Origin of the sequence: Streptomyces sp. NPDC001890 (assembly GCF_042891445.1) — a bacterium.
Lineage (GTDB): Bacteria > Actinomycetota > Actinomycetes > Streptomycetales > Streptomycetaceae > Streptomyces.
The window spans coordinates 253,091-273,949 of record NZ_JBIATE010000004.1 but is presented as its reverse complement, the minus strand read 5'-3'; the positions used below and the strand labels follow the sequence as shown (position 1 = coordinate 273,949).

Annotated in this window: 15 protein-coding genes and 1 tRNA gene; 7 read left to right on the top strand and 9 right to left on the bottom strand. The window is 68.3% G+C overall.

Going from position 1 to position 20,859, the window contains the following annotated elements:
• Positions 1–102 precede the first annotated feature (102 nt).
• Positions 103–1,218 (top strand): ADP-ribosylglycohydrolase family protein, encoded by a 1,116-nt coding sequence (locus ACFYY1_RS15745; RefSeq protein ID WP_388585196.1) that lies wholly within the window; start codon positions 103–105, stop codon positions 1,216–1,218.
• Positions 1,219–1,438: 220 nt separating this feature from the next.
• Here the strand turns inward: ACFYY1_RS15745 and ACFYY1_RS15740 are convergent, their stop codons facing one another.
• Positions 1,439–3,019 (bottom strand): sodium:solute symporter family protein, encoded by a 1,581-nt coding sequence (locus ACFYY1_RS15740; RefSeq protein WP_388585193.1) that lies wholly within the window; start codon positions 3,017–3,019, stop codon positions 1,439–1,441.
• 354 nt (positions 3,020–3,373) lie between these two features.
• Positions 3,374–4,156, bottom strand: a complete 783-nt coding sequence (locus ACFYY1_RS15735) for an SDR family oxidoreductase (protein WP_388585190.1) — start codon at positions 4,154–4,156, stop codon at positions 3,374–3,376.
• A gap of 80 nt (positions 4,157–4,236) precedes the next feature.
• Between ACFYY1_RS15735 and ACFYY1_RS15730 the strand changes: the two genes are divergently transcribed.
• Positions 4,237–5,076 (top strand): hypothetical protein, encoded by an 840-nt coding sequence (locus ACFYY1_RS15730; RefSeq protein ID WP_388585187.1) that lies wholly within the window; start codon positions 4,237–4,239, stop codon positions 5,074–5,076.
• Between the two features lie 129 nt (positions 5,077–5,205).
• Here the strand turns inward: ACFYY1_RS15730 and ACFYY1_RS15725 are convergent, their stop codons facing one another.
• From ACFYY1_RS15725 to ACFYY1_RS15715, 3 genes are all read right to left on the bottom strand, one after another.
• Complete coding sequence (locus ACFYY1_RS15725; protein ID WP_388585185.1) at positions 5,206–5,412, bottom strand: DUF397 domain-containing protein; 207 nt, start codon at positions 5,410–5,412, stop codon at positions 5,206–5,208.
• A 274-nt stretch (positions 5,413–5,686) separates the two neighbouring features.
• Positions 5,687–6,556, bottom strand: a complete 870-nt coding sequence (locus tag ACFYY1_RS15720) for a helix-turn-helix transcriptional regulator (protein ID WP_360932758.1) — start codon at positions 6,554–6,556, stop codon at positions 5,687–5,689.
• A 315-nt stretch (positions 6,557–6,871) separates the two neighbouring features.
• The gene (locus tag ACFYY1_RS15715) at positions 6,872–7,594 is read right to left on the bottom strand and encodes a GPP34 family phosphoprotein (protein WP_148836626.1); all 723 of its coding nucleotides are present in this window, start codon (positions 7,592–7,594) and stop codon (positions 6,872–6,874) included.
• A 180-nt stretch (positions 7,595–7,774) separates the two neighbouring features.
• Between ACFYY1_RS15715 and ACFYY1_RS15710 the strand changes: the two genes are divergently transcribed.
• The 3 genes from ACFYY1_RS15710 (at position 7,775) to ACFYY1_RS15700 (ending at position 13,137) form a co-directional block, all read left to right on the top strand.
• On the top strand, positions 7,775–10,357 hold the full coding sequence (locus tag ACFYY1_RS15710; RefSeq protein WP_388585182.1) for a D-alanyl-D-alanine carboxypeptidase: 2,583 nt from the start codon (positions 7,775–7,777) through the stop codon (positions 10,355–10,357).
• Between the two features lie 161 nt (positions 10,358–10,518).
• Complete coding sequence (locus ACFYY1_RS15705) at positions 10,519–12,474, top strand: MFS transporter (RefSeq protein WP_388585179.1); 1,956 nt, start codon at positions 10,519–10,521, stop codon at positions 12,472–12,474.
• A gap of 45 nt (positions 12,475–12,519) precedes the next feature.
• Positions 12,520–13,137, top strand: a complete 618-nt coding sequence (locus ACFYY1_RS15700; protein WP_388585177.1) for a hypothetical protein — start codon at positions 12,520–12,522, stop codon at positions 13,135–13,137.
• Positions 13,138–13,325: 188 nt separating this feature from the next.
• Here ACFYY1_RS15700 and ACFYY1_RS15695 read toward each other — a convergent pair whose 3' ends face one another.
• Both ACFYY1_RS15695 and ACFYY1_RS15690 read right to left on the bottom strand, forming a co-directional pair.
• On the bottom strand, positions 13,326–14,699 hold the full coding sequence (locus ACFYY1_RS15695) for a chaplin (RefSeq protein ID WP_388585174.1): 1,374 nt from the start codon (positions 14,697–14,699) through the stop codon (positions 13,326–13,328).
• A 615-nt stretch (positions 14,700–15,314) separates the two neighbouring features.
• Positions 15,315–17,393 carry a restriction endonuclease gene (locus ACFYY1_RS15690; RefSeq protein WP_388585172.1) on the bottom strand — a complete coding sequence of 693 codons (2,079 nt, stop codon included), beginning with the start codon at positions 17,391–17,393 and terminating at the stop codon, positions 15,315–15,317.
• Positions 17,394–17,906: 513 nt separating this feature from the next.
• On the opposite strand from ACFYY1_RS15690, the gene ACFYY1_RS15685 reads away from it, so the two are divergent.
• Complete coding sequence (locus ACFYY1_RS15685) at positions 17,907–18,932, top strand: hypothetical protein (RefSeq protein WP_388585170.1); 1,026 nt, start codon at positions 17,907–17,909, stop codon at positions 18,930–18,932.
• 1 nt (position 18,933) lies between these two features.
• On the top strand, positions 18,934–19,125 hold the full coding sequence (locus ACFYY1_RS15680) for a hypothetical protein (protein ID WP_388585167.1): 192 nt from the start codon (positions 18,934–18,936) through the stop codon (positions 19,123–19,125).
• A gap of 171 nt (positions 19,126–19,296) precedes the next feature.
• On the opposite strand, the gene ACFYY1_RS15675 is transcribed toward ACFYY1_RS15680, so the two are convergent.
• Together ACFYY1_RS15675 and ACFYY1_RS15670 are read right to left on the bottom strand one after the other, a co-directional pair.
• A tRNA-OTHER gene (locus ACFYY1_RS15675) sits at positions 19,297–19,362 on the bottom strand.
• Positions 19,363–19,466: 104 nt separating this feature from the next.
• A complete protein-coding gene (locus ACFYY1_RS15670) occupies positions 19,467–20,816 on the bottom strand; it encodes a hypothetical protein (protein WP_388585165.1) in 1,350 nt (449 codons plus the stop codon).
• Positions 20,817–20,859 lie beyond the last annotated feature (43 nt).

Below are 20,859 nucleotides of genomic sequence, written 5' to 3'. Positions count from 1 at the left end.
GACTCGTACCCGATTCGTACGCTCTACCAGCGGTCCCCTGTCGATTACAGTGCTGCGCAGTCGCGGACGGACCGGCCTGCCGGCCGACGGGGGAGGGGCACGGTGAGCACAGGGACCACGGCTGTGTGGGGCCGTGTCGAGCAGCAGGACTTCCGGAGCCGGGTGCGCGGCGCGCTGCTGGGCGGGGCCATCGGGGACGCGCTCGGGGCAGGGGTCGACGGGCTCACGCTCGAAGAGATCCGGGCGGCGCACGGTGCCGAAGCGGTCACCGACCTCGTACCCGCTTTCGGCGGACGCGGCACCGTCACCGCCGCCACCCAGCTCACCCTTTTCACCGTCGACGGGCTGATCCGCGCCCAGGTCCGCCGCGACACCGGGGCCTGGCACCCGCCCACCGATGTGCACCGGGCCCATCTGCGGTGGGCGGCCACCCAGCACGACTGGGGGCCCGACGAGCGCCGCGAGGACAACGGCTGGCTGGCCCGGCAGGAGTGGCTGTACGCCCGGCGCGGTCCGACCCGGGAATGCCTGACGGGGCTCGGCGACACCACCATGGGCACCCTCGACCAGCCCAAGAACCCCCAGGCGCGGGACTCGGCCGCCCTCACCCGGTCCGTACCCTTCGGGCTGCTGGTCGGCTGGGAGCCCCAGCTCGTCCTGCAGCTCGCCGTCGAGTGCGCCGCCCAGACCCACGGCCACCCCACCGCCCTGCTCTCCGCGGGCGCCCTCGCCGTCATGGTGCACGGCCTGGCCCGGGGCGAGACCCTGGACGGCTCCGTCCAGCACGCGCTGGCCCTGCTCGCGGAGCGCCCGGGGCACGAACCGGTCACCGAGGCGCTGAAGCAGGCCCTGGGCACGGTGCGCCAGGGCATTCCGGGGCCCGCCCTGATCGAGTCGCTGGGGGCCACGGACGCGGCGGAGGAGGTTCTCGCCGTCGCCGTGTACTGCGCGCTCGTCGGCGAGGACATACGCCACGGGCTGCGGCTGGCCGTCAACCACGGCGGTCCTTCCGCCGCCACCGGGGCCCTGTGCGGGGCGCTGCTCGGCGCGCTGCACGGAGAGACCGCGCTGCCGCCCGCCTGGCTCGCCGAACTGGAGGGCAGGCCCACGGTGCTGGAGCTCGCGGACGACTTCGCCATGGAGATGACGCAGGGCCCGGCCCTGCACAGCCCGTCGGCCGCCGCACCGGGCTGGCTGGCCCGCTACCCACGCGCCTGACGCATGCCGCGCGAGCGGCTTACGCACTCCGCCCGTGCGACCGGCCCCCTGAGCGCGGGCGAGGGCAGGTGTGCGGAAAGAACGTGACACTCGGACGGTCATCTGTCACGTTCCCTGCGACCTCCACCCACGGGCGAGGACAGGGGCCGGAGAACAACGTGACACCTAACCGGTCACCTTTCACGTTCTTCTGCGACCCCACCCCTCGGAGCGGCGAGCCTCAGTCCTTCGCGTCCTTCACGCCCTCCGCCACCGCCGCGTCCCCCGGACCGGCCTGCGCCGGCACCGTGGCCCCGGCCGCCGCGCCGTCACCGTCCGAGTTGATCTGCTCGATGATCGCGTCGCGCTCGGGGGTGTCCTCCGGTTTGACGAAGCCGATCACGATGTAGAGGACCAGCGAGATGGCCAGCGGCAGGGCCACCTGGTACTGGAGCGCGACATCCGTCTTCACCGAACCGTCGAAGTCGTAGTTGGTGAAGTAGAACGCCAGCAGCCCCGCCGCCCAGCTGGTGAGCGCCGCCGTCGGGCCGGACCTGCGGAAGCCGCGCAGCAGGCCGAGCATGAACGGAATCGCGATCGGACCCATCAGACCGGCGACCCACTTGATGACGACCGAGATGATGTCCTTGAACGTCGGCGAGTTGATCTGGGTGGCGAGCGCCATCGACAGGGCGAGGAAGCCGAGTGTGGACAGCCGGGCCGCCAACAGGCCCGCCCGGGTGTCCCAGTCGCGTGCGGACTTGGCCAGGACCGGGGCGATGTCCCTGGTGAAGACCGCCGAGATGGCGTTGGCGTCCGAGGAGCACATGGCCATCGTGTGGGAGAAGAAGCCGACGACGACCAGCCCCAACAGGCCGTGCGGCAGCAGCTGTTCGGTCATCAGGGCGTAGCTGTCCGAGGCGTCCGGCTTCTGTGCGTCCACGAGCAGCGGGGCGCACCACATCGGGAAGAACAGGACCGTGGGCCAGACCAGCCACAGCACGGCGGAGAGCCGGGCCGAACGCTTCGCGGCCGCGGCGGACTCCGTGGCCATGTAACGCTGCGCCTGGTTCCACATGCCGCCGTTGTACTCGAAGGTCTTGATGAACAGATACGCCAGCAGGAAGGTCACGGTGTACGGGCCGGCCGTCGGGTCCGTGTGGCCCTCGGGCAGCTTGTCCCAGACCGTCCACAGGGTGCTGACGCCGTCGAGCTCGCTCATGGCGGTGACCAGCATCGCGACGCCGGCGAGGAGCTGGATGACGAACTGGCCCAGCTCGGTGAGCGCGTCCGCCCACAGACCGCCGACCGTGCAGTAGACGGCGGTGATGCAGCCGGTGATGAAGATGCCCTGGGTGATGGAGATGCCGGTGAAGACGGAGAGCAGGGTGGCGATGGCCGCCCACTTGGCGCCGACGTCCACGATCTTCAGCAGCAGCCCGGACCAGGCGAGCGCCTGCTGCGTCTGGATGTTGTAGCGGTTCTTCAGGTATTCGAGCGGCGACGCGACATGCAGCCGCGAGCGCAGCCGGTTGAGGCGGGGAGCGAAGAGCTGGGCGCCGATGCCGATGCCGATGGCGATCGGCAGCGACCAGGTGACGAAGGACGTGACGCCGTACTGGTACGCGATGCCCGCGTAACCGGTGAACATCACGGCGCTGTAGCCGGACATGTGGTGCGAGATGCCGGACAGCCACCACGGCATCTTGCCACCCGCGGTGAAGAAGTCGCTGACGTTGTCCACGCGCTTGTGGGACCAGAGCCCGATCGCGACCATCACGCCGAAGTAGCCGATGAGCACGACCCAGTCGAGACTGTTCATGTGCCCCCTCCTGGGGTCCGCCTTGTGAACGGGGTGCGCACTTCGCCGGTACGGCCGTTCAGCGGGGCCCCGTGCGGGAGCGGGGACATCGGGGATTGAACCGTCTGCCCGGTGTCCGGGTCAAGGTCATGGCGGTCAGGGATGTGAACACAGATCAGCAATTCGAACGATTTTGCCTGCTCTTGACTTACGTGGCCGTTGTCGCCGACGTGACGGCGGCCACACGATGAGCGGGCACTTCGTCAGGCTGTGCAGAGGACAACGAGGAACGCCGCACGGGATGCGGGTCCCGTGCGGCGGAGAAGAGGAGGCTTGTCGCGTCGGTGCTGCCGAATCAGGTCCAAGGGGTCGGTGTTACCGCATCAGCTCGCCCGCGTTGACCAGGAGCGACTGTCCGGTGATCGCCCGCGCCCGGTCCGAGGCCAGGAACGTGACGGCCTCGGCGACATCGCCGTCGGTGGCCGGCTCCGGAAGCGCCATGCGTTCGGTGAGCCTGCCCAGCACCTCGGCCTCGGGCACTCCCTCGCTGTGCGCCGTGAACTGTACGTACGCCTGTACTGGCGGCCCCCACATCCAGCCCGGCAGCACCGTGTTCACCCTGATCCGGTGCGGGCCCAGCTCCTGTGCCATGGAGTACATGGCCGAGGTGAGCGCCCCCTTCGAGGCCGCGTACGCCGCCTGCTGGACCTGTGTCGGTGCGGCCACCGAGGACTGCGTACCGATGATCACCACCGAGCCGCCGCGCTCCTTGAGGGCGGGCAGACAGGCGCGGGTCATCCGTAGCGTGCCGAGCAGATTGACGTCGATCACCGACTGCCAGGTGGCGAAGTCGGCATCCTCGATCCCGCCGAAGTAGCTGTCCCAGGCGGCGACATGGACCACCGCGTCGATCCGCCCGAACCGTTCCAGGGCCAGTGCGGCAAGCGCCTCGCACTGCGCCTCGTCGGTGATGTCGGTGGCCAGCTGGGCGGTGTGCCGGCCGTCCGGGTCGATCTCCGCGGCCGACTTGGCGAGATTCGCGACGGTACGCGCCCCGAGCACCGCGTCCCCGCCGTCCCGTACGACCGCCGCCGCGACGCGATGCCCGAGCCCGGTGCCCACCCCGGACACGATGACGGTCTTCCCCGCGAGCAACATCGGCGGCCTCCCGGCTCTGGCAGTTCTCCTGACGGGGCGTCAGAGTAGGACGCCGTTGCGGAGTACGGAAGGGGAACGGCATGAGCGACGAGACGCGGAGCGACACCTACGCCGAACTGGCCGCGCTGGGGCCGTACGGCGTCCATCCCGGCCATGCGCTGATCACCATGGTGGAACCGCACCCGGGCCATGAGTACGCGTACAACCGCTGGTACGAGGACGATCACTACTACGCGGGCGCGATGGCGATGCCCTGGATGTTCGCCGGGCGGCGCTGGGTGGCCACCCGGGAGCTCCAGGAACTGCGCTACCCGGAGGCGTCCGCGGTCGCCCGGCCCGTCACGGCCGGCTGCTACCTCTCGACGTACTGGGTGACGGACGGGCGCTACGACGACCACATGAAGTGGACCGTCGGCATCAACAAGCGGCTCAACCGGGACGGCCGGGTCCACCAGGCCCGGACCCATGTGTTCACCGCGTTCCAGGACCACGAGGCGACGGTCTACCGGGACGGTGCCGCGGGGCCGAGGGACTTCCACGCCCTGGACCACCCCTACCGGGGGCTCGTCCTCGAAGTGATCGACGCCGAAGGAGCCGAGGCGCGGGGCGAGTTGCTGGAGTGGCTGCGTTCACGGCATCTGCCGAAGCGGCTGGCCGGCTCGCCCGCGGCGATGGTGACCGTCTTCCGGCCCACTCCGCTGCCCGGTGACCGGATGAGCTATGTGAAGCAGGTCGAGGGCGTCGACACCCGGCTGACCCTGCTGTGGTTCCTCCAGGAGGACCCGCGGGAGTGCTGGGCCGGGCACTTCACCGGGCTCGACGCGGCGGTCGCGGAATCCGGCCTGGGGCGGGTGGAGCTGGTGGCGCCGTTCATTCCGACGGTGCCGGGGACCGATCTGTACGTGGACCAGTTGCGCTGAACGGCTTCACCGGGAATTCCCATCGGTGAAGGCAAAGCACCGAGCCCCCTCGGCCAGGACGGCGGACCAGTCGAGAGGGCTGACAGCAGCACCGGATCCGGCGCCGCGATGCGAACGGGAAATCATCGGTCAGGCGTCGACCGCACCCTTGCCGACATCACGCACGAATGCGTTCCACGCGGCGGGGACGAACGTGATCGAAGGGCCCTCGGGGGCCTTCGAGTCGCGTACGGCAATTGCCCGCGTGAGAGGGGACTTGACTTCGACGCAGGCGCCGTTGCCCCCGGAATACGAGGACTTCGTCCACTTGTCCGTAGCACCCTGACGAATGGCCATGTTCACTCCGGTTCAAAGAGTCGCGTGAATGACACCAACAGTGTTCCGGTTGGCGTGATCGACGCTACTCGCCAAGCTCCTTGCACGAAGGGGGCGTTCACTCGACCGAGTGGTATATACCAGGTAGATCTTCCGCCCGGGGCAGGCGGCGGTGTACCTTACCGCCGCCCTTCCCGGGGTAGCACTTCAATTTCCGCATTCCGGACTTTGCGGGCCGTCCGGCTTCCGGCGTGCGACGCGCGGCTTCCGGCGTCCGGCGTCCGGTTCCCGGCGGTCAGCCGATGCTGTGCCCGGTGTAGTCCTTCACGATCCCGGTGATGAAGTGCCGGGTCTGTTCCACATTCAGCGCCTGCGCCCGCAGGTGTTCGTACATGACGCTGTACCGCTGTACATCGTTGGCCTTCTCCAGATAGAGATCGCTGGTGACGCCTTCGATGTAGACGACGCTGGAATCGGCGGCGTCCGGGAATTCCAGAATGGCGTACTGCCCGTTGATCCCGGGGTGCGCACCCATCTCGAACGGCAGTACCTGCACGGTGACATGCGGCAGATGGGACAGCTCGATCAGCTGCTCCAACTGCTCGATCATCACCTGCTTGCTGCCGACCAGCCGGCGCAGCGCGGACTCGTCGATGACCGCCCACAGCCGCAGCGGATGCTCGCGGTCGGTGATCCGGTCCTGGCGGCGGGCCCGGACGCTGACGCGCTTGTCGATGTCGGACGGCGGGGCCTCCGGCAGCGCTCCGTTGATCAGCGCCTCGGCGTAGCTCCGCGTCTGCAGCAGGCCCGGGACCACCTGGGGTTCGTACACCCGCAGGGATTCGGCGTCCGTCTCCAGACCGATGTAGACGCTGTACGGGATGTCCCCGAACGCGTGCCACCAGCCCTGCTGGCGCGAATCCTTGGCCATCTGCATGAGCGAGTCGACGATCCGGAGATCCTCGACCTCGTACACCCCGCAGAGGTCGCGGACGTCGCGCTGGCTGATGGAACGGCGGCCGTTCTCCAGGCGGCTGATCTTCGACTGCGAGACCAGCAGCCGCTCCGCCACCTCCTCGGCCGTCATGCCCTTGAGTTCGCGCAGGCGGCGCAATTCCTGGCCCAACCGGCGTCGTCTGACGGTGGGATTGACGTTGGACGGCACGGAAACGGCACCTCCGGCTATGTAGCTGTGCGTATCTACTGCTCAGCAGATTGCCACCCCCGGCCCCGGCCGCGCTGGGAAATGGCTACACGCAAGCGCGCGGGGCAGCCGATATTCCGGCTGCCCCGCGCTTGGTGCGGCTCCCGAACCGGGTCTTGGGGACGACGGTGCGGCGGTATTCGGTTGGTGCTCAGCCGTGCTTCGCGGTGCTGAAGTGCTGGCTGCACGACGGTGTTTGCTGCACGACTGTGCTTGCCGTGCGGTCGTGCGGCGGTGCGGTGCGGTGCGGTGTGTGCGGCCCGGGGCGTGGTGCGCCTAGTGGGCCGCGGTGTGCGCCATGCTGCCGCGGCGTGACTGCGACTGCACTTGCGGTTGCAACGGAACTCCGGCCGCCTGATTGCGGCGCGGCTGTGCGACCGCCCCGTTCTGGACGTCCATCACGGCGTGCGCCACGAGTCCGCCCATGGGGTCGTGCCTGATCAGGTCCCGGAGCCTGGAGCGGGATGAACGCCCCTCGTTCCCGGGATACAGGTGCTTGCCGAGTCCGACCGCGTGGGCCAGCGCGGCGAGCGCCGCGGTCCGCGGGTCCGGCGGTACACCGGTGCGGATCGCACTGTCCAGCCTGGCTCTGATGTCCCGGCTGATTGCCGTGTCCGTCGCCTGGTAGCGAGTCGTCGGCAGCACTCCGCACATCTGGCCCGCCACGGCATGCACCATGCCGCACCGCTCCAGGTGAGCGAGGTAGATCTGACGCAGCCCCAGCCGGGGCCCGCCAATCCAGTGGACCGCCCGAACCGGGCTGCCGCGTCGCCGCAGCAGTTCCAGTGCGGAGTCCAGAGTCGGATCTCCTGTCGGCCGTGGCATCACCACGGCGATACGATCCCCGTCAGGGGCTATCCGTCCTGCCAGAGCCAGCTCCACTAGCTGAGCCCCGGCGAGGCCGAGGTCGAGCGACTGCGGCTGCGCTGTGGTACCCGTGGTCGGGTCCAGAGCGAGCAGCAGAAGCTCCTCCGGAATTGTTCTGCGGCTCCTGCCCATCCATGCCTCCCCGCGTGGATGAATGACAGGGTGACCCCTCTCACATTGGTCTGTCGAGAGCGCCTGGGTGCTTTGCGCGGGAACCAGTAGGTATGTCGTTCTCGTCTAGCAGCCGGGCCGGTGGTTCACACGGGACACTGGTAGATGGTTCGGACAGCGCGGGGGTGTCCCCCGTGCCGCATGGAGGAGGCATCGGTGGCGGGCGAGTCCCCCGACAAGTCGGAGCAGCAGAAGTCGTCGGGTACGGCTCGGAGCGAAAGCGATCCGCGGCTTGCCGTCTTCCGTGAACCGTCCGCCGATGACGCGGCCGCCGGAAGCGGAGAGACGGACACGGCCACGGCGGTCTTCCGTACGGACGCGGTCGCCGGGGCCGGCGAGGACGCCAAGGGCGCCGAGGGCGCCGAGGGCGCCAAGTCGGACACGGCCACGGCGGTCTTCCGGGCGATGCCGTCCGGTGACGGCGAGAGCGCCGGGGACGGCGAGGCCGGTGAGGCCGGTGAGGCCGGTGAGGCTGCGGAGGCCGGTGACGGTTCGCGGTCGGCGAGCGCGGATACGGACGCGGATGCGGGCTCCGAGGGCGCTGAGGGCGCTGTGAGCGCCGAGGAGGCCGGCGAGGCCGAGCAGGGCGCGAAGCGCGCCGACGGTCCGGAGGAGGCGGCTGAGGCGCCTGAGGCGGCCGAGGCGGCTGAGGACGCGGAGGTGGCGGAAGCCGAGGCGGAAGGCGCCCGGGAGGGCGCGGACGCGGCCGAAGCCGAGGTGGCTGAGGCGCCGGAGGGCCCGGACGCGGCCGAGGGCGCTGACAGGTCCGGTGACGGGTCCGGTGACCGGGACGACGCGGCGAAGGCCGCTGAGGGATCTGCGGAGGGGGCGGAGGAGGGTTCCGACGAAGGCTCCGGGAAGGGCGACGCGCGGCTGCGTGCGGCCGTTGCCGCCTGGGTGTCGAAGGACGGCGACGAGGACGCGGAGAGCGCGGAGAGCGCGGAGCACGACGAGGTGAAGGCCGCCGCTTCGGAGGAAGCGGATGCGGACGACGCGGATGCGGAGGACGTAACTCCGGAGACGGCGACCGCGTCGGGCGCCGCCGAGGCCGATGACGCCGATGACGCCGATGACACCGAGGAGCCCGTCGGCGCCGACGACAAGGCTTCCTCCGCCGAGGAGGACAAGGCCGACGACGAAGCCGCCGACGACGCCGAAGGCACCGCCGACGACGACAAGGGCGGCATCGATCAGCCGACCGCCATTTTCAGGGCGCCCACCGCACCTCACGTCGACCAGCCGACGACCGCGCTGAAGATTCCCCCGACCGAGCCGAAGCCCGAGTCCGCCGCCGAGCGGACCAGCAAGTTCGTGCCCCTGCGCGGGGACGACGTACGGCCGGCGACGCCCGCGCCCCGTAAGCCGGAGACGCCCGCCGCCTCCGCCGCACCGGCTCCCGCCTCGCTGTCCACCGCCGAGCGGACCACGCAGCAGCCCATGCCGCCGAAGCCGCCGCTCGACCTGCTGGCCGAGCTGACGAACACGCCTCCGCCGCCGGAGACACCGGTCCGCACCGCGGTCCGCAGGGTCAAGATCTGGACCCCGCTGGTGCTGCTCCTGCTGATCGCCTTTGCGATCGCGCAGATGGTGCGCCCGCTCCCGGAGCCCGAGCTCCAGATGTCGGCGAAGGAGACGTACACCTTCAAGGGCAGCAAGCCGACCCTGCCGTGGCCCGACGAGGGCCAGGGCTACATGGCCGCTACCGGCCTGGGCCCGGTGGATTCGTTCGGCGAGCAGAAGGCCGTGCCGATCGGCAGTGTGGCCAAGGCGATGACCGCGTACATCGTGCTCAAGGACCACCCGCTGAAGAGGGGCGAGAAGGGCCCGTCCATCGAGATCGACGCCAAGGCGGAGTCCGACGGCAAGCTGGACGCCGAGGGCGAGTCGACCCTCAACACCGTGAAGGCCGGTGACAAGCTCACCGAGCAGGAGGCCCTCTCGGCCATAATGATCCCGTCCGCGAACAACATCGCGAGGCTGCTGGCGCGCTGGGACGCGGGGTCCGAGGAAGCGTTCGTCAAGAAGATGAACGAGACCGCCAAGTCGCTCGGCATGAAGAACACCACGTACACCGACCCGTCCGGACTCAACGCGACCACGGTGAGCTCGGCCGAGGACCAGGTGAAGCTGGGGCAGAAGCTGGTGGAGATCCCGGCTCTGATGGACATCACCAAGCTGCCGTCGTGGACCGACCCGTCGGGCAAGAACTGGCGGAACTACAACACCCTCGTGCCTTACAACGGTGCGCTCGGCATCAAGACCGGTTCCACCAGCAAGGCCGGCGGGAACCTGCTCTTCGCCGCCCACAAGATGGTCGGCGGCACCGACCAGCTGATCGTCGGCGCCGTACTGGGCCAGCACAAGCCGGCCATCATCGACACCGTGAACGCGGTGAGCAAGGAAGTGATGCTCGCGACGCAGGACCTGCTGGAGGGCGCCAAGGTCGTGAAGAAGGGCGATGTCGTCGGCACCGTCGCGGACGGCTTCGGCAACAGCGTCCCCGTGGTCGCGACCAAGGACGTCTCGGCGGTCGGCTGGCCCGGCCTCACGGTCAGGATCGAGCTGACCGACGACGGGAAGACGATCCCGAACTCGGCGGCGGCCGGCACCCACGTGGGCACGCTCACCGTGGGCGAGGGCACCAGCCAGGTGAAGGTGCCCGTAGCGCTGCAGAACGATCTGACCGAACCGGCCTTCGGCGACAAGCTGACCCGGATCAGCTGACCGGCCGACGACAAAAGGGGGTGCCGATCCCGGCGCCCCCTTTTGTACTGCGTACGTGTTAGCGTCCCGAGGCAACTCGATGACGCTGGGACGGCGTCCTCATGGATGCACGGGGCACGGGGTACGAGGCAGGCGGATTCGGGGAGACGGGGAGAGCCGTAGTGACCACCGCGGAGCCGAGACCCGGCCATGGGGCGGCCGACAGCACAGGCACGAGGGGCAGCGACATCGGGGGCAGTGGCGGCACCGGCCGCGGGAGCACGCGAACGGCGGCCGCGCCCGCCGGGGAGGCCGCGGCAGCCGCGGGAGCCTCCCGGCCGCCGCACACCGACCCGTCATGCACCGACCCGTCGCGCACCGACCCGTCATGCACCGACCCGTCGCGCACTGACCCGTCACGCAGGGCCCGCACCCAGCGGCTGCTGCGGCATCCGGTGACGATCACGACGGCCGTCGCCGCCGTCACCCACCTGCTCTGGTTCTTCTTCCTCGCGAACAGCGGCGGCGACATCGCGGCCCAGGACGCCTGGGCCGAGTTCGTCGGCCGGCACCCCGGGACCGCGTACAACCTGGCCTGGTACGGGGGCATGCACCCCGTCTCGTACAGCGTCGTCTCGCCGTATCTGATGTCGGTGCTCGGCGTCCGTACGACGATGATGGTCGTCGGGACCGTGTCGGCGGCGCTGACCGCGCTGATCCTGGTCCGGGTCCGGGCCGTCCGCAACCCGCTGGCCTGCTCGCTCGCCGGGGCGTTCGCGTATCTGTGCAACGCGCTGTCGGGGCGGGTGACGTTCGGGCTCGGCATGATGTTCGCGGTGGGCGCGACGGCCGCGGTGTTCTGCTGGCCGTACCGCTGGCGGTACAAGAGGTGGGCGAAGGCGGCCGTCGCCGCGCCGCTCGCCGCGCTCGCGACGGCGAGCAGCCCCGTGGCCGGGCTGTTCCTCGGCGTGGTCGCCGCCGCGCTGTTCCTGAACAAGCGGCGCCCCGGCGCGTACGCGCTGGGCCTGGCCCCGGTCGCGGTGGTGGCGCTGTCCGCGTGGCTGTTCCCGTTCTCCGGTACGCAGCCGATGTCGATCGCCACGCTCTCGCTGCCGTTCCTCTTCTCGGTCCTCGTCTTCGTCCTCGTGCCGCGCGACTGGAAGACGGTCCGCACCGCGGCCGCCGTGTACGGCGTCGGGACGCTGCTGACCTATGTGATCGACTCGCAGATCGGCTCGAACATCACGCGGATGGCGATGCTGTTCGCCGGAGTGGTGCTCCTCGCCGCGCTGCCGTACACCACGCCGCGCTCCCGGCGCTGGTACGCGCTGGTCGTAGCGTTCGCCGGGCTGAACTTCTGGATCGGCTTCAAGGGCGTCGACGACATCGTCCGTACCGCCCCCACCGCCTCCTCGGCGCGCGAGGTGGCCCCGCTGGTCAACGAGCTCCAGCAGGTCGGCGCCGAGCGGGGCAGGGTCGAGATCGTCCCCGCGAGCAGCCACCGGGAGGCGTCCGCACTCGCGCCGTACGTCAACCTCGCCCGGGGCTGGAACCGGCAGGCGGACATGAAGCGCAACCCGCTCTTCTACGACGACACCCTGAACAGCGCCAATTACCGCGAGTGGCTCGACCGCTGGGCGGTGCACTACGTGGTGCTGCCCAAGGGGAGGCCGGACGCCAGCGGGGCGGTGCAGGAGGCGCAGCTGGTCGACAAGGGGCTGCCGTATCTGAAGCCGGTGTGGTCCGACGCCAACTGGCGCCTCTTCGAGGTGGACAGCCCGGTGCCGCTGGCCGATCCGCCGGCCACGGTGGACGTGGCCGGCGCGGACGAGCTGACCATCCATGTGAAGACGCCGGGCCGGATCCTGATCCGCGTCCCGTACTCGCCCTGGCTCGCCGTGGTCGACAGCGAGGGCCGGAGCGTGGAGCGGCCGCAGGAGACCGAGGAGTCCAAGCAGCGCACGGACGAGAGCACGCCGCGGACCTTCGTCAACACCAACGGCTGTCTGTTCAAGGCCGAGGAGGACGCGGACGGCGACGAGTGGACGGAACTGCTCGCACCGCGGCCGGGTGTGTACCGGCTGGCCGCCCCCTACCAGCTGCCGCCCGGCACGCCGTGCCCGGAGGAACTGCGCTGAAACAGTTCGGCCGGTGCCGAAGGGTCGCCGATCTAGCGTCGAGCCATGACGGACACGAACCACGCACTCACTGTTCCCGACGCCGCTCCCGACGCCCCCGACACCGTTCCCGGCGCCACCCCCGGCACCGCCCCCGGCGCCACCCCCGACACCGTCCCTGACGAGGCTCCGGCGACGGACGATCGCGACCCCGCGCAGGTCCTGACGGCCATGGTCGGCCACGTCCTGGCCCTCGCCGCGACCTGGACCGACTGGGACGGCCGCCCCGTCCCCGCGGGTGACCGGCTCTACACCCCGCACAAGGCGATCCGCCGCGTCGCCGACCACATGGTCGACCACCTCGCCGAGATGGAGGCCAGGCTCGCCGGCGAGGAGACGCAGCCCGACCACTGGCACGCCTCGGCGACCACCACCGCGGCCGACCTCGCCCCCTTCACCGGAGCCGACCTCGACGAGGCCCGCAGCCGGCTCACCCGCCTCGCCAGGATCTGGGCGAACCGCCTGGACGCCCTGACGCCCGACGAGCTCGACCGGTCGCCCGGAGCGGGGTGGACCTTCCGCCGGCTCGCCTTCCATGTGGCCGAGTCCGTCTACTACGCGGACTCCGTGGGCGACCAGCATGTGCGGTCAGGCGCCCCGTCCGGCCGCTCGGCCGGCCACTGAGGCGGCATCGCCCATGACGACGACCGGACGGCGCGCCGGATCGAGGAGGCGGAACAGCCGCTCCACGCGCGGGCGCGAGAAGCCTCCCGTGCCGCCGACCCGAAAGACCCCTGCTCGCCCTGGCAGGTTCCGCCAGGGCGAGCAGGGACACATCCGGTCAGTTGACCCACTCGTCAAAGAGACACGCTCTACCCGTTGACGCAGACGTTGCCCGGCGCCGGGTTGAGTGCTCCGATGACGTTCACGGAGTTGCCGCAGGCATTGACCGGGATTTCCACGGGGGCCTGCACCAGATTGCCGGAGAGCAGACCGGGCGAGCCCGTCGCGGTGCCCACCGCCGCTGCCTTCCTGTTGACGGTCAGGGTCGCGGCGGCCGGGAGATCCAGACCGACCGCGGCGATCGCCTCGGGGCGGTTGACGTAGGTGCCCGGCCTGGCGGCGGTGACATCCACCGTGACCGTGCAGGACTTCTCACCGGCGGCCAGGTCACCGCCGTTCAGCGCGAAGCGCGTGCCCTTCGCTGTCACGGACACCGTGCCGTTGCCGCAGGTCGTCGACGCGTTCGGGTGCGGAGCCACCCTCACCCCGGCGGGCAGACGGTCCTCGAAACCGAAGTCGTCCTTCGCCGCCAGTTCAGTGGTGTTGGTCACCGTCATGGTCAGTGTCGAAGTGCCACGCCGGTCGATCGTGGCAGGACTGAACGCCTTGTCCAGCTGCGGAGTCGCATCCAGGATCCGGATGTTGTCGAATGCGTGGTCATTGCCGAACCATTCGCCCTGCCCGTTGAGCATCTTGATGCCCAGCTGGCTTTCGTTGAACAGAACGGCTTTGTTCCCGGCGAATGTCCCGGCCTTCAACCCGCTTCCTTCTGGGTAGGATTTCGAGTTGGGATCGGTGCAGGGATTGATGGGGGTGGCAAAGGTGGGGATGTCCGCCCCGTTGCCGGTCAGATAGAACTTCAGCTGTGGATTCGCCTGGTCGCAATTCACGGCGGCCGCGTCCACAGCGAAGGTGATGTAGCGGTTCGGCTTCGCGATCGTGATCGGCTGCTCGGTCCGGAACTCCACCCGGTCGGCGCCAGGTGCCACCCAGTTGGTGTAGGCCGCGACCACGTGGTTGGACGGCGGATTCGTTCCGCCCACCTGCCCCAGTGCGTTGGCCAGGTCCTTCAGCACCGCCGGGCAGTCGGGCGGGAGAGCGCCGGTCTGATTGAGGATGATGCCGTTGCACTGCCCGTGGTCGAGCCACGAGGGGTCGGCGGTGTACGTCTCGTCGAGCGGTGGAGCGCCGACGTAGTCCTCCAGGAAGACCGGAGTCCCGCCCGCGTTCTCGAAGCCTTCGGCGAACACCGTGACCGGGGCCTGCGGGACCCCCGGAGTTCCGGGTGCCTGGCGGGCGTTGACGCCCAGCGGCATGGCCAGGGCCTGGGCCTGGGAGGCCAGCGCAGCACTCGCGATCGCAAGCGCTACCAGGGACATCGATGCGGTGCGCGTGCGTGTGCGCCGGGAAAGCTCAATTGCGGAAATTTCCACCATCTCTTTTCCGATTACCGCGGCGTGCAAGCGGCAGCGGACATGGGCGGAAAGGGCACAGCCCAGACCATTGGCTGTGCACTCCGATGGGCAGGTCGCCCCAATTGCAGCACGCGTTCTCGATAAAAGGCGGAGAGCGATCGAGGCGGCTGAAGCTTTCACCGCGTTGGCCGAACTGGAAACGGGCACTGTGGCCTTGCATCGAAACGAGGCCGCCGGAAAGGGCCTGGCCGGCCGCCTGCCCCATTCCGGGCCGAGCGTGATCAGGGGCCGCACCCCGGCCAGCAAGGCGGGTGGGCTCCGGCCCTGCCCGCGAGGAGCGCCGCGCGACCGATGCCAAAGGCCCCGGACCGTGATCGGCCCGGGGCCTTCTGGCTGGTGCCCCCGGCAGGATTCGAACCTGCGACACCCGCTTTAGGAGTTTTCTTGGGGCGAGGCTGTGACCTGCATAGTTGTCGGGCGTAGGGTGCCTCGCCTGGAAGAATTCCTCTCCCGGGTTCTCACGAGTTCGCGTGGATTCCCGTCCTGATGTGTGCTGAATCCGTTCTGAACCGGGGCTACTCGGCAGGCGGCCGGCTGCGGGTCTTCGTGACAGAAACGAAGGGCCAGCGGTACCCCGCTTGAGGTCTCATGTCGGCAGAGGCGCTAATCCACATCGATGCCGTACTCCTGGACCAGTTCCTCCAAGCCGCCTCGGTATCCCTTACCTCCGTTGACGAACTCCCAGTCACCGTTCGCGCGGCGACGGAAAGACCCCAGTACGAGGGCGGTTTCGCCGGTGCGGCCGTCGGAGACTTCCAACTGGTCGAGTGGAGTTCTCTCGGTGTCCAGCAGCCGAATACCGGCGTCGGTGAAGCCGGACAGATCGGCCGCGGGGTTGGCGACTGGGTCGACCGCGGCGATGATGACGAGACGGTCAGCGCGCGTCGGTAAGGCATCGAAGGAGACTTGGATGGCGGCTCTGTCCGGCGCGACGGGGACTAGCGCGCGGACCGCGCCGTCGGGTGTCCGGGAGTTGTTGAAGAAGACGAAGTGGTCGTCGTCCAGGACGCGGTTGCCGTGGCAGACGAGCGCGCACACGTCCAAGGCGACGTTGCCCGACCAGTACATGCCCAGCACGTTGTGGTCGTCCGTGCTGGTCTCGCTGTCCGACGCTGTTCGCTGAGCGGGCACCGAGCGTTCGCCGTTGCCCAGTCGCCCGCGCAGCCCGTGGCGGTGCAGCAGGTCGACCAGTTCGGCGCCTGCCACCAGTTCCAAGGGCTTGCCGTTGGCAAAGGTGTGTGAGCCGGGACCGAATCCGGATGTTGTGACCAGGACACCTTTGTTGGCGCCGGCGCCCTGAACGGTGCCGTACAAGTCGCGGACGGCGGTCGGGGGCACGGTGCTGCGGTAGCGCTTGACCTGTACGACGATCTTGCCACCACGAATTGGGGTCGGGTCCAGCGCTTCGACGTCCACGCCCCCGTCGTTCGAGCGTTGTGTGGTCACGGCCTGCATGCCCATGGCCCGGAACAGATCGGCGACCAGCGCTTCGAAGGCGATGGGATCCATCTCGTACAGATCCGGATCTTCGTCGCCTCCATGGGTGACGACACCGTTACCGACGTCTTCGGGAACCCGGCCGGGCCGTACGGAGGCGTACTGATCGGGGCGCGACGAGAGTTGCCCCCGGAGTCCGTCCACCAGGCAGTTGACAGCGTTCACCTGTTCCAGATGCAGCTCGGCGAAAGTCGAACGAGGGGCCATGACAGTCCCGAGGAACATGGGTGCGCGTCGGCCGGTCATCGGGTCGTGATCGTCCACGAACCCGTTCAACGCGACCGATTCCAGCGCACCGAACTCATCGGCTGCGAAAAGATCACGCAGAACCAACAGGAGACACTGCGCGAGTACGTCCCGGTACAGGGCGCGGCGCTGCGTGACCGGTCGGGGCGACTCCTTCTCCTGATCGGCGTTGATCACGTAGCGCACCGACTTCGCCTCCGGGACGACGTCGTACTTGGGCAGCTCCCAGTTCAGTACCAACTGGCGCGCACCGGAGTCGTACGCTGCGGATAGCTGGCGGGGCAGGTCTTCCGGCCAACTGGTCGAGGCGTAGAGAGCGGCGGAGAAATACTCCACCGCGGCCTCGGGATCTCCGTTGCGAAGCCCCATTGTCATCTCTGCGATGCCGGCGTTGTGCTGACGGATTTCGCCCAGCTGGGCTTCGGCCCATTGCTGGTACTGCAGCTGGTAGGTGGCCAAATGGTGCTGACGTTGTGCTTCCGCAGCCTGTGCGGCCTGCCAGTCATGCTCGAACCTGGACCGGGCCTCCGCCTGTGCCTGAGCTCGCCTTGCGGCGGTCCAACCACCCTGAGCCTGGTACTGGTTCGGGTCCGGCATGCGGATGGGGTGCGCGAGCTGTCCCGGAGAGAACGCCTCGATCTGCTCCGCCCGAGCCAGTGCGTCGGCCCTGAACGCCGGAGCCCGGCACCCTGCCACCAGCAGACCCTGCAACGACTCGACCCGCGCGTCGATTTCCTCAGTACGCCGCCGGGCCTCCGCCTCGCGCTGCTCCCGGTAGGCTGCCCTCTGCTCGCGGTGGCTGCGCGCGAGCTCCCGCTGGTAGGCGCGTTGTTGCCTCTCCTGATCCCGCTGGTATCTGGCTTGCGCCTCTCGTTGACGTTGCTGTTGGCGCTGTGCTTCAGCCCAGACACCGACCAACCCATTGGAGCGACGGCTCATGCTCTACAGGCCCTCCCCACCAGCGACGTGGCAGGCATGCACCAAGTCCTGGCCCCATAACCAACAGTGATGAAGTGACTCTAGTCGGCAACCAGTCGGGCGCCCATGCCCTTGCCACAGTTGACCTCTGCTCCGTCCCGACCTGTGCATACCAAGATGAAGAGGTGCCTGCCGACGGGACATTCGTCGCCCAGGCCAGGGAAGGTGCACAACCAGCAGCCTTCCACCGTGGCCAGGAAGACTGATCACCGGCGCGACTGTACGTGGCGGCCCCTTAGTTCAACGCTGCTGGTGCGCAACACGCCTGCAATGCCGAGCCATAGGATGCCCGTACTGGGGACGATCGTTATAAGCTCCCCCCCGAGGCCGTGGCGACGGCCGCGGTTGTGTCTTGGCCCGTGCCCTAGACGCTTTGAACAGCCGGAAGTTCAGTCATCGCGACTACTGCGGTCAGCTGTGTTCTCATCACGCCTGCCCGACGCACGCGGGTTGGGTGGGTATTGAGAGGGCAGCGTGATGCGTAACAGCGCCTATGGCGAAGCAATGCCCGTGTATCTCAGGCAAGCCACCTACGTCAATGTCGTCGGAGCGGTCGATTTTCTGCAAGAAGTGTTGCGTTACTCCGCACCCGACAGGGCAAGCCACGGCTGGGCCAGAATGTGTATGTACCGGGCGAGTGATGCGATGGACACCCTTGGGCGACTCACTGGAGTGATCGCTGCCCACGTGGTTGAGAACGGCATGAGTAGACACGGAATTCGTCGGATTCTTCGCGTTGAGGAGGAATGTGCACGGACTGACCGTCCGTCGCGCCTTGAGGGGTTGTCACTTTCGAAGCAAGAGCTGTTCTACATGCCGTCTCCGCTGTGCGAGCAGGTTCACAAGTCGGTGGCTCAGGTGGTGCTCAGGCTCCATCAAGTCGTGAAGGAAGGTGACGAGGAACATAACAAGGAGTGGTTCGGTCACTGCTTGTATCAGTTGTCACTGGCGATGGATGATCTGGGCTTGCTCAACCGGGCGATCGCCGCGTTCAACGCTGGAGTCCTGAGTCGGGAGACCTTGTCCCGCTACCAGCACCTTTTCCAACAGCGCTCCAGGGCCGACATGCCGGATGCTGAAGACAGTGCATATCTAGCGGGGCTTTTGGGCCGCAACGTCGACGGTGAGCACCGAGTGTGGAACGTGATCGGCCGGGCTCAGGCTGAGCGGCGACAATTGGTGCCCGAGATTGATTCGCATGACGGGCGTGTCCTGCGAATGCTGGCCGGCTTGGACCGGGCCCTACAGCCTTTGCGGTGGAACGATGCAAGCGGCAACCCTTTGGGCCGGACGCAGGACACGGCTACTGCCTTCCTCAATGCATTGACGGCATTTGAGAGTGAGGATGATGACTATCCGCCGCTCTACTGGCTGGACCGTCACGCGCAAGCTGAAGCAGCCGCGGCCGCCCATGCACTCTTCGGCGGTAGAAGCTCTCCTGGAACACGGCTGGCTGAACCCAGGACGGCAACGGGTCGGTGTGTTGCAAATGAGGGCTGAAATGACCCAGCTATTGACCGCAGGCGTGAGCTTGGCGCTTATAGGCGGCTGGGGCCTCGGCGCCGTCGGCCTGGCGCTGCTCATCATCGGCCTGACAGCGATCTGCAGGGTTGAGCCGAAGGACATCCCGGCGACATTGCAGGCCCTCGCCGGCTGGCTTCCATGGGGTATCAAGAACAGTAGGCGTCGCTGAGTCTGTTTGTTCCCTGGCCGGGATCCCGGTCGGGAACGGGTGCCTGGCCGGATCCACATCGCGAAACTTCGTGTCGGGTTTCCCGCCCGCATTGCGGACCCATATGTGCTCCGAAACCGGAGACCCTGTCGCCCGCCAGGGCCCCAGGGTCTCCGACCTGCTACTTTGCTGTGCCCCCGGCAGGATTCGAACCTGCGACACCCGCTTCAGGAGTGGAGTCGAATTCTTGCCGGGGGCCTCGGTCGTCTTGAGTGGTGGTGTTCTGCCTGGTCAGCATGGGGCGGTGCGGGCCGTGGTCCTTGCATGAGCGGTTCCGTGTTACCCCGTCCGCTCACGATGACTCAGGTCAGCACTCTCATGGCAAGCACAGATCCGTCAGGGCTCATCGAGACGGGGCCGTGCCACTTGCTGTCCCATGTGTCGGCAGGCCAGGTGTCCCGGCGGGCGTAGGCCTCGCGGCGATACTGCTCCACCTTGCCCCCTTCGAGGTGGCGGAAGAGGCCTTCCGCGACACCGGAGAACGCCTCGACGCGTGTTCTGTTCAGTCGGAAAACGTGGTCCGTGCCAACGAACCGGATGCCGAGGAGTTCTTCGTGCGCATCCTGAACACTTCCTGCGGCCGCGTGTGCGAAGCCGGTGAAATGACGGCTGCCCTGCCGCTTGGTGAGGTACTGGACGGTTGCCGCGCCGTCCCCGGCGAAGGCGGTCAATCCGGCGGCTGCTGTGCGTGCGAGGACATGCCCGAACCATGGGCGGCGCTCCGGCGTTACGTGGAAGCCGGGCTGCTTCTGGGGAGCTCTGTCGCCTTCGGTGGATGGCTGGATACCGGGGAAGAAGTTCTCGTCCTCGACGAGATAGTTGAGGTTCCTACCGGCGTTCTCCGCCGAGTGGTTCAACCGGCCGTCCCTTCCGGCGGAATGCAGGGCGTGGATGGTGAGAGGGCCCTCCACGGGGAGCTCCGTACTGAATACGAGGCTCGGTGTCTCGTTCCATGAGCCGATGTGTAATGCCTCCACGTGGGCGGAGGCAGAGGCTAGCTGATCGTGAGACGTCGCAGCGTTGCTGTGGTTCCCCTTGGTCTCGATCGGGAAGACGCGGGACGGCTCGCCGGGCTTCCAAACCTCGGCGAGGAACCGCGGACGGTACCGATAGCCAGCTCGAGGGCCCTTGTCTCTGCTGGTCAAGGCCCAGCCTGCCCGCAGGGCTGTGTCGGCCGGGATGATCGACACCATGTGCTGCGGGTAGCGACGGGTCAGAACCTGCTTTGCCAACGCAAGACCGAAGCCGATCCCGAGTTCGTCCGACTGCAGCGCCTTGTAGTAGTCCGCGTTCTCGCGGCCTTCGGCTGAGAGCTTCATGTAGACGTCCGAGCCCCCGGTCAACGCTTGGCTGTACTTCAGGCTTCCCCAGTGCTCGGCGAGTCCACGTCCCGCGCCTCGCCGGGCGAGAGCCACTGCTCGGGCCAGCGTGTGGAGCACATCCCAGGAGGCCAGCTGGAAGGAGCCGATTTCCTTTGTGGGGATGGCCTGGAGCTTCGGCTTGCGGCGTAGGGCGCCGAGTTCTTTTTCCTGCCTCTTCTTGTCCTCATCGGCGCCCGCCGCGTCCACGCTGCCGACGAGCGCCATGCTGGAGTGAGTCGCGACGTTTGACGGCCGCGACAGTTCTGTCAGTACATCTGCTGCCTTCTTCAACTTGTCTCCCTGACCGGATCGCATGAGTGCTGCAGGACATAGC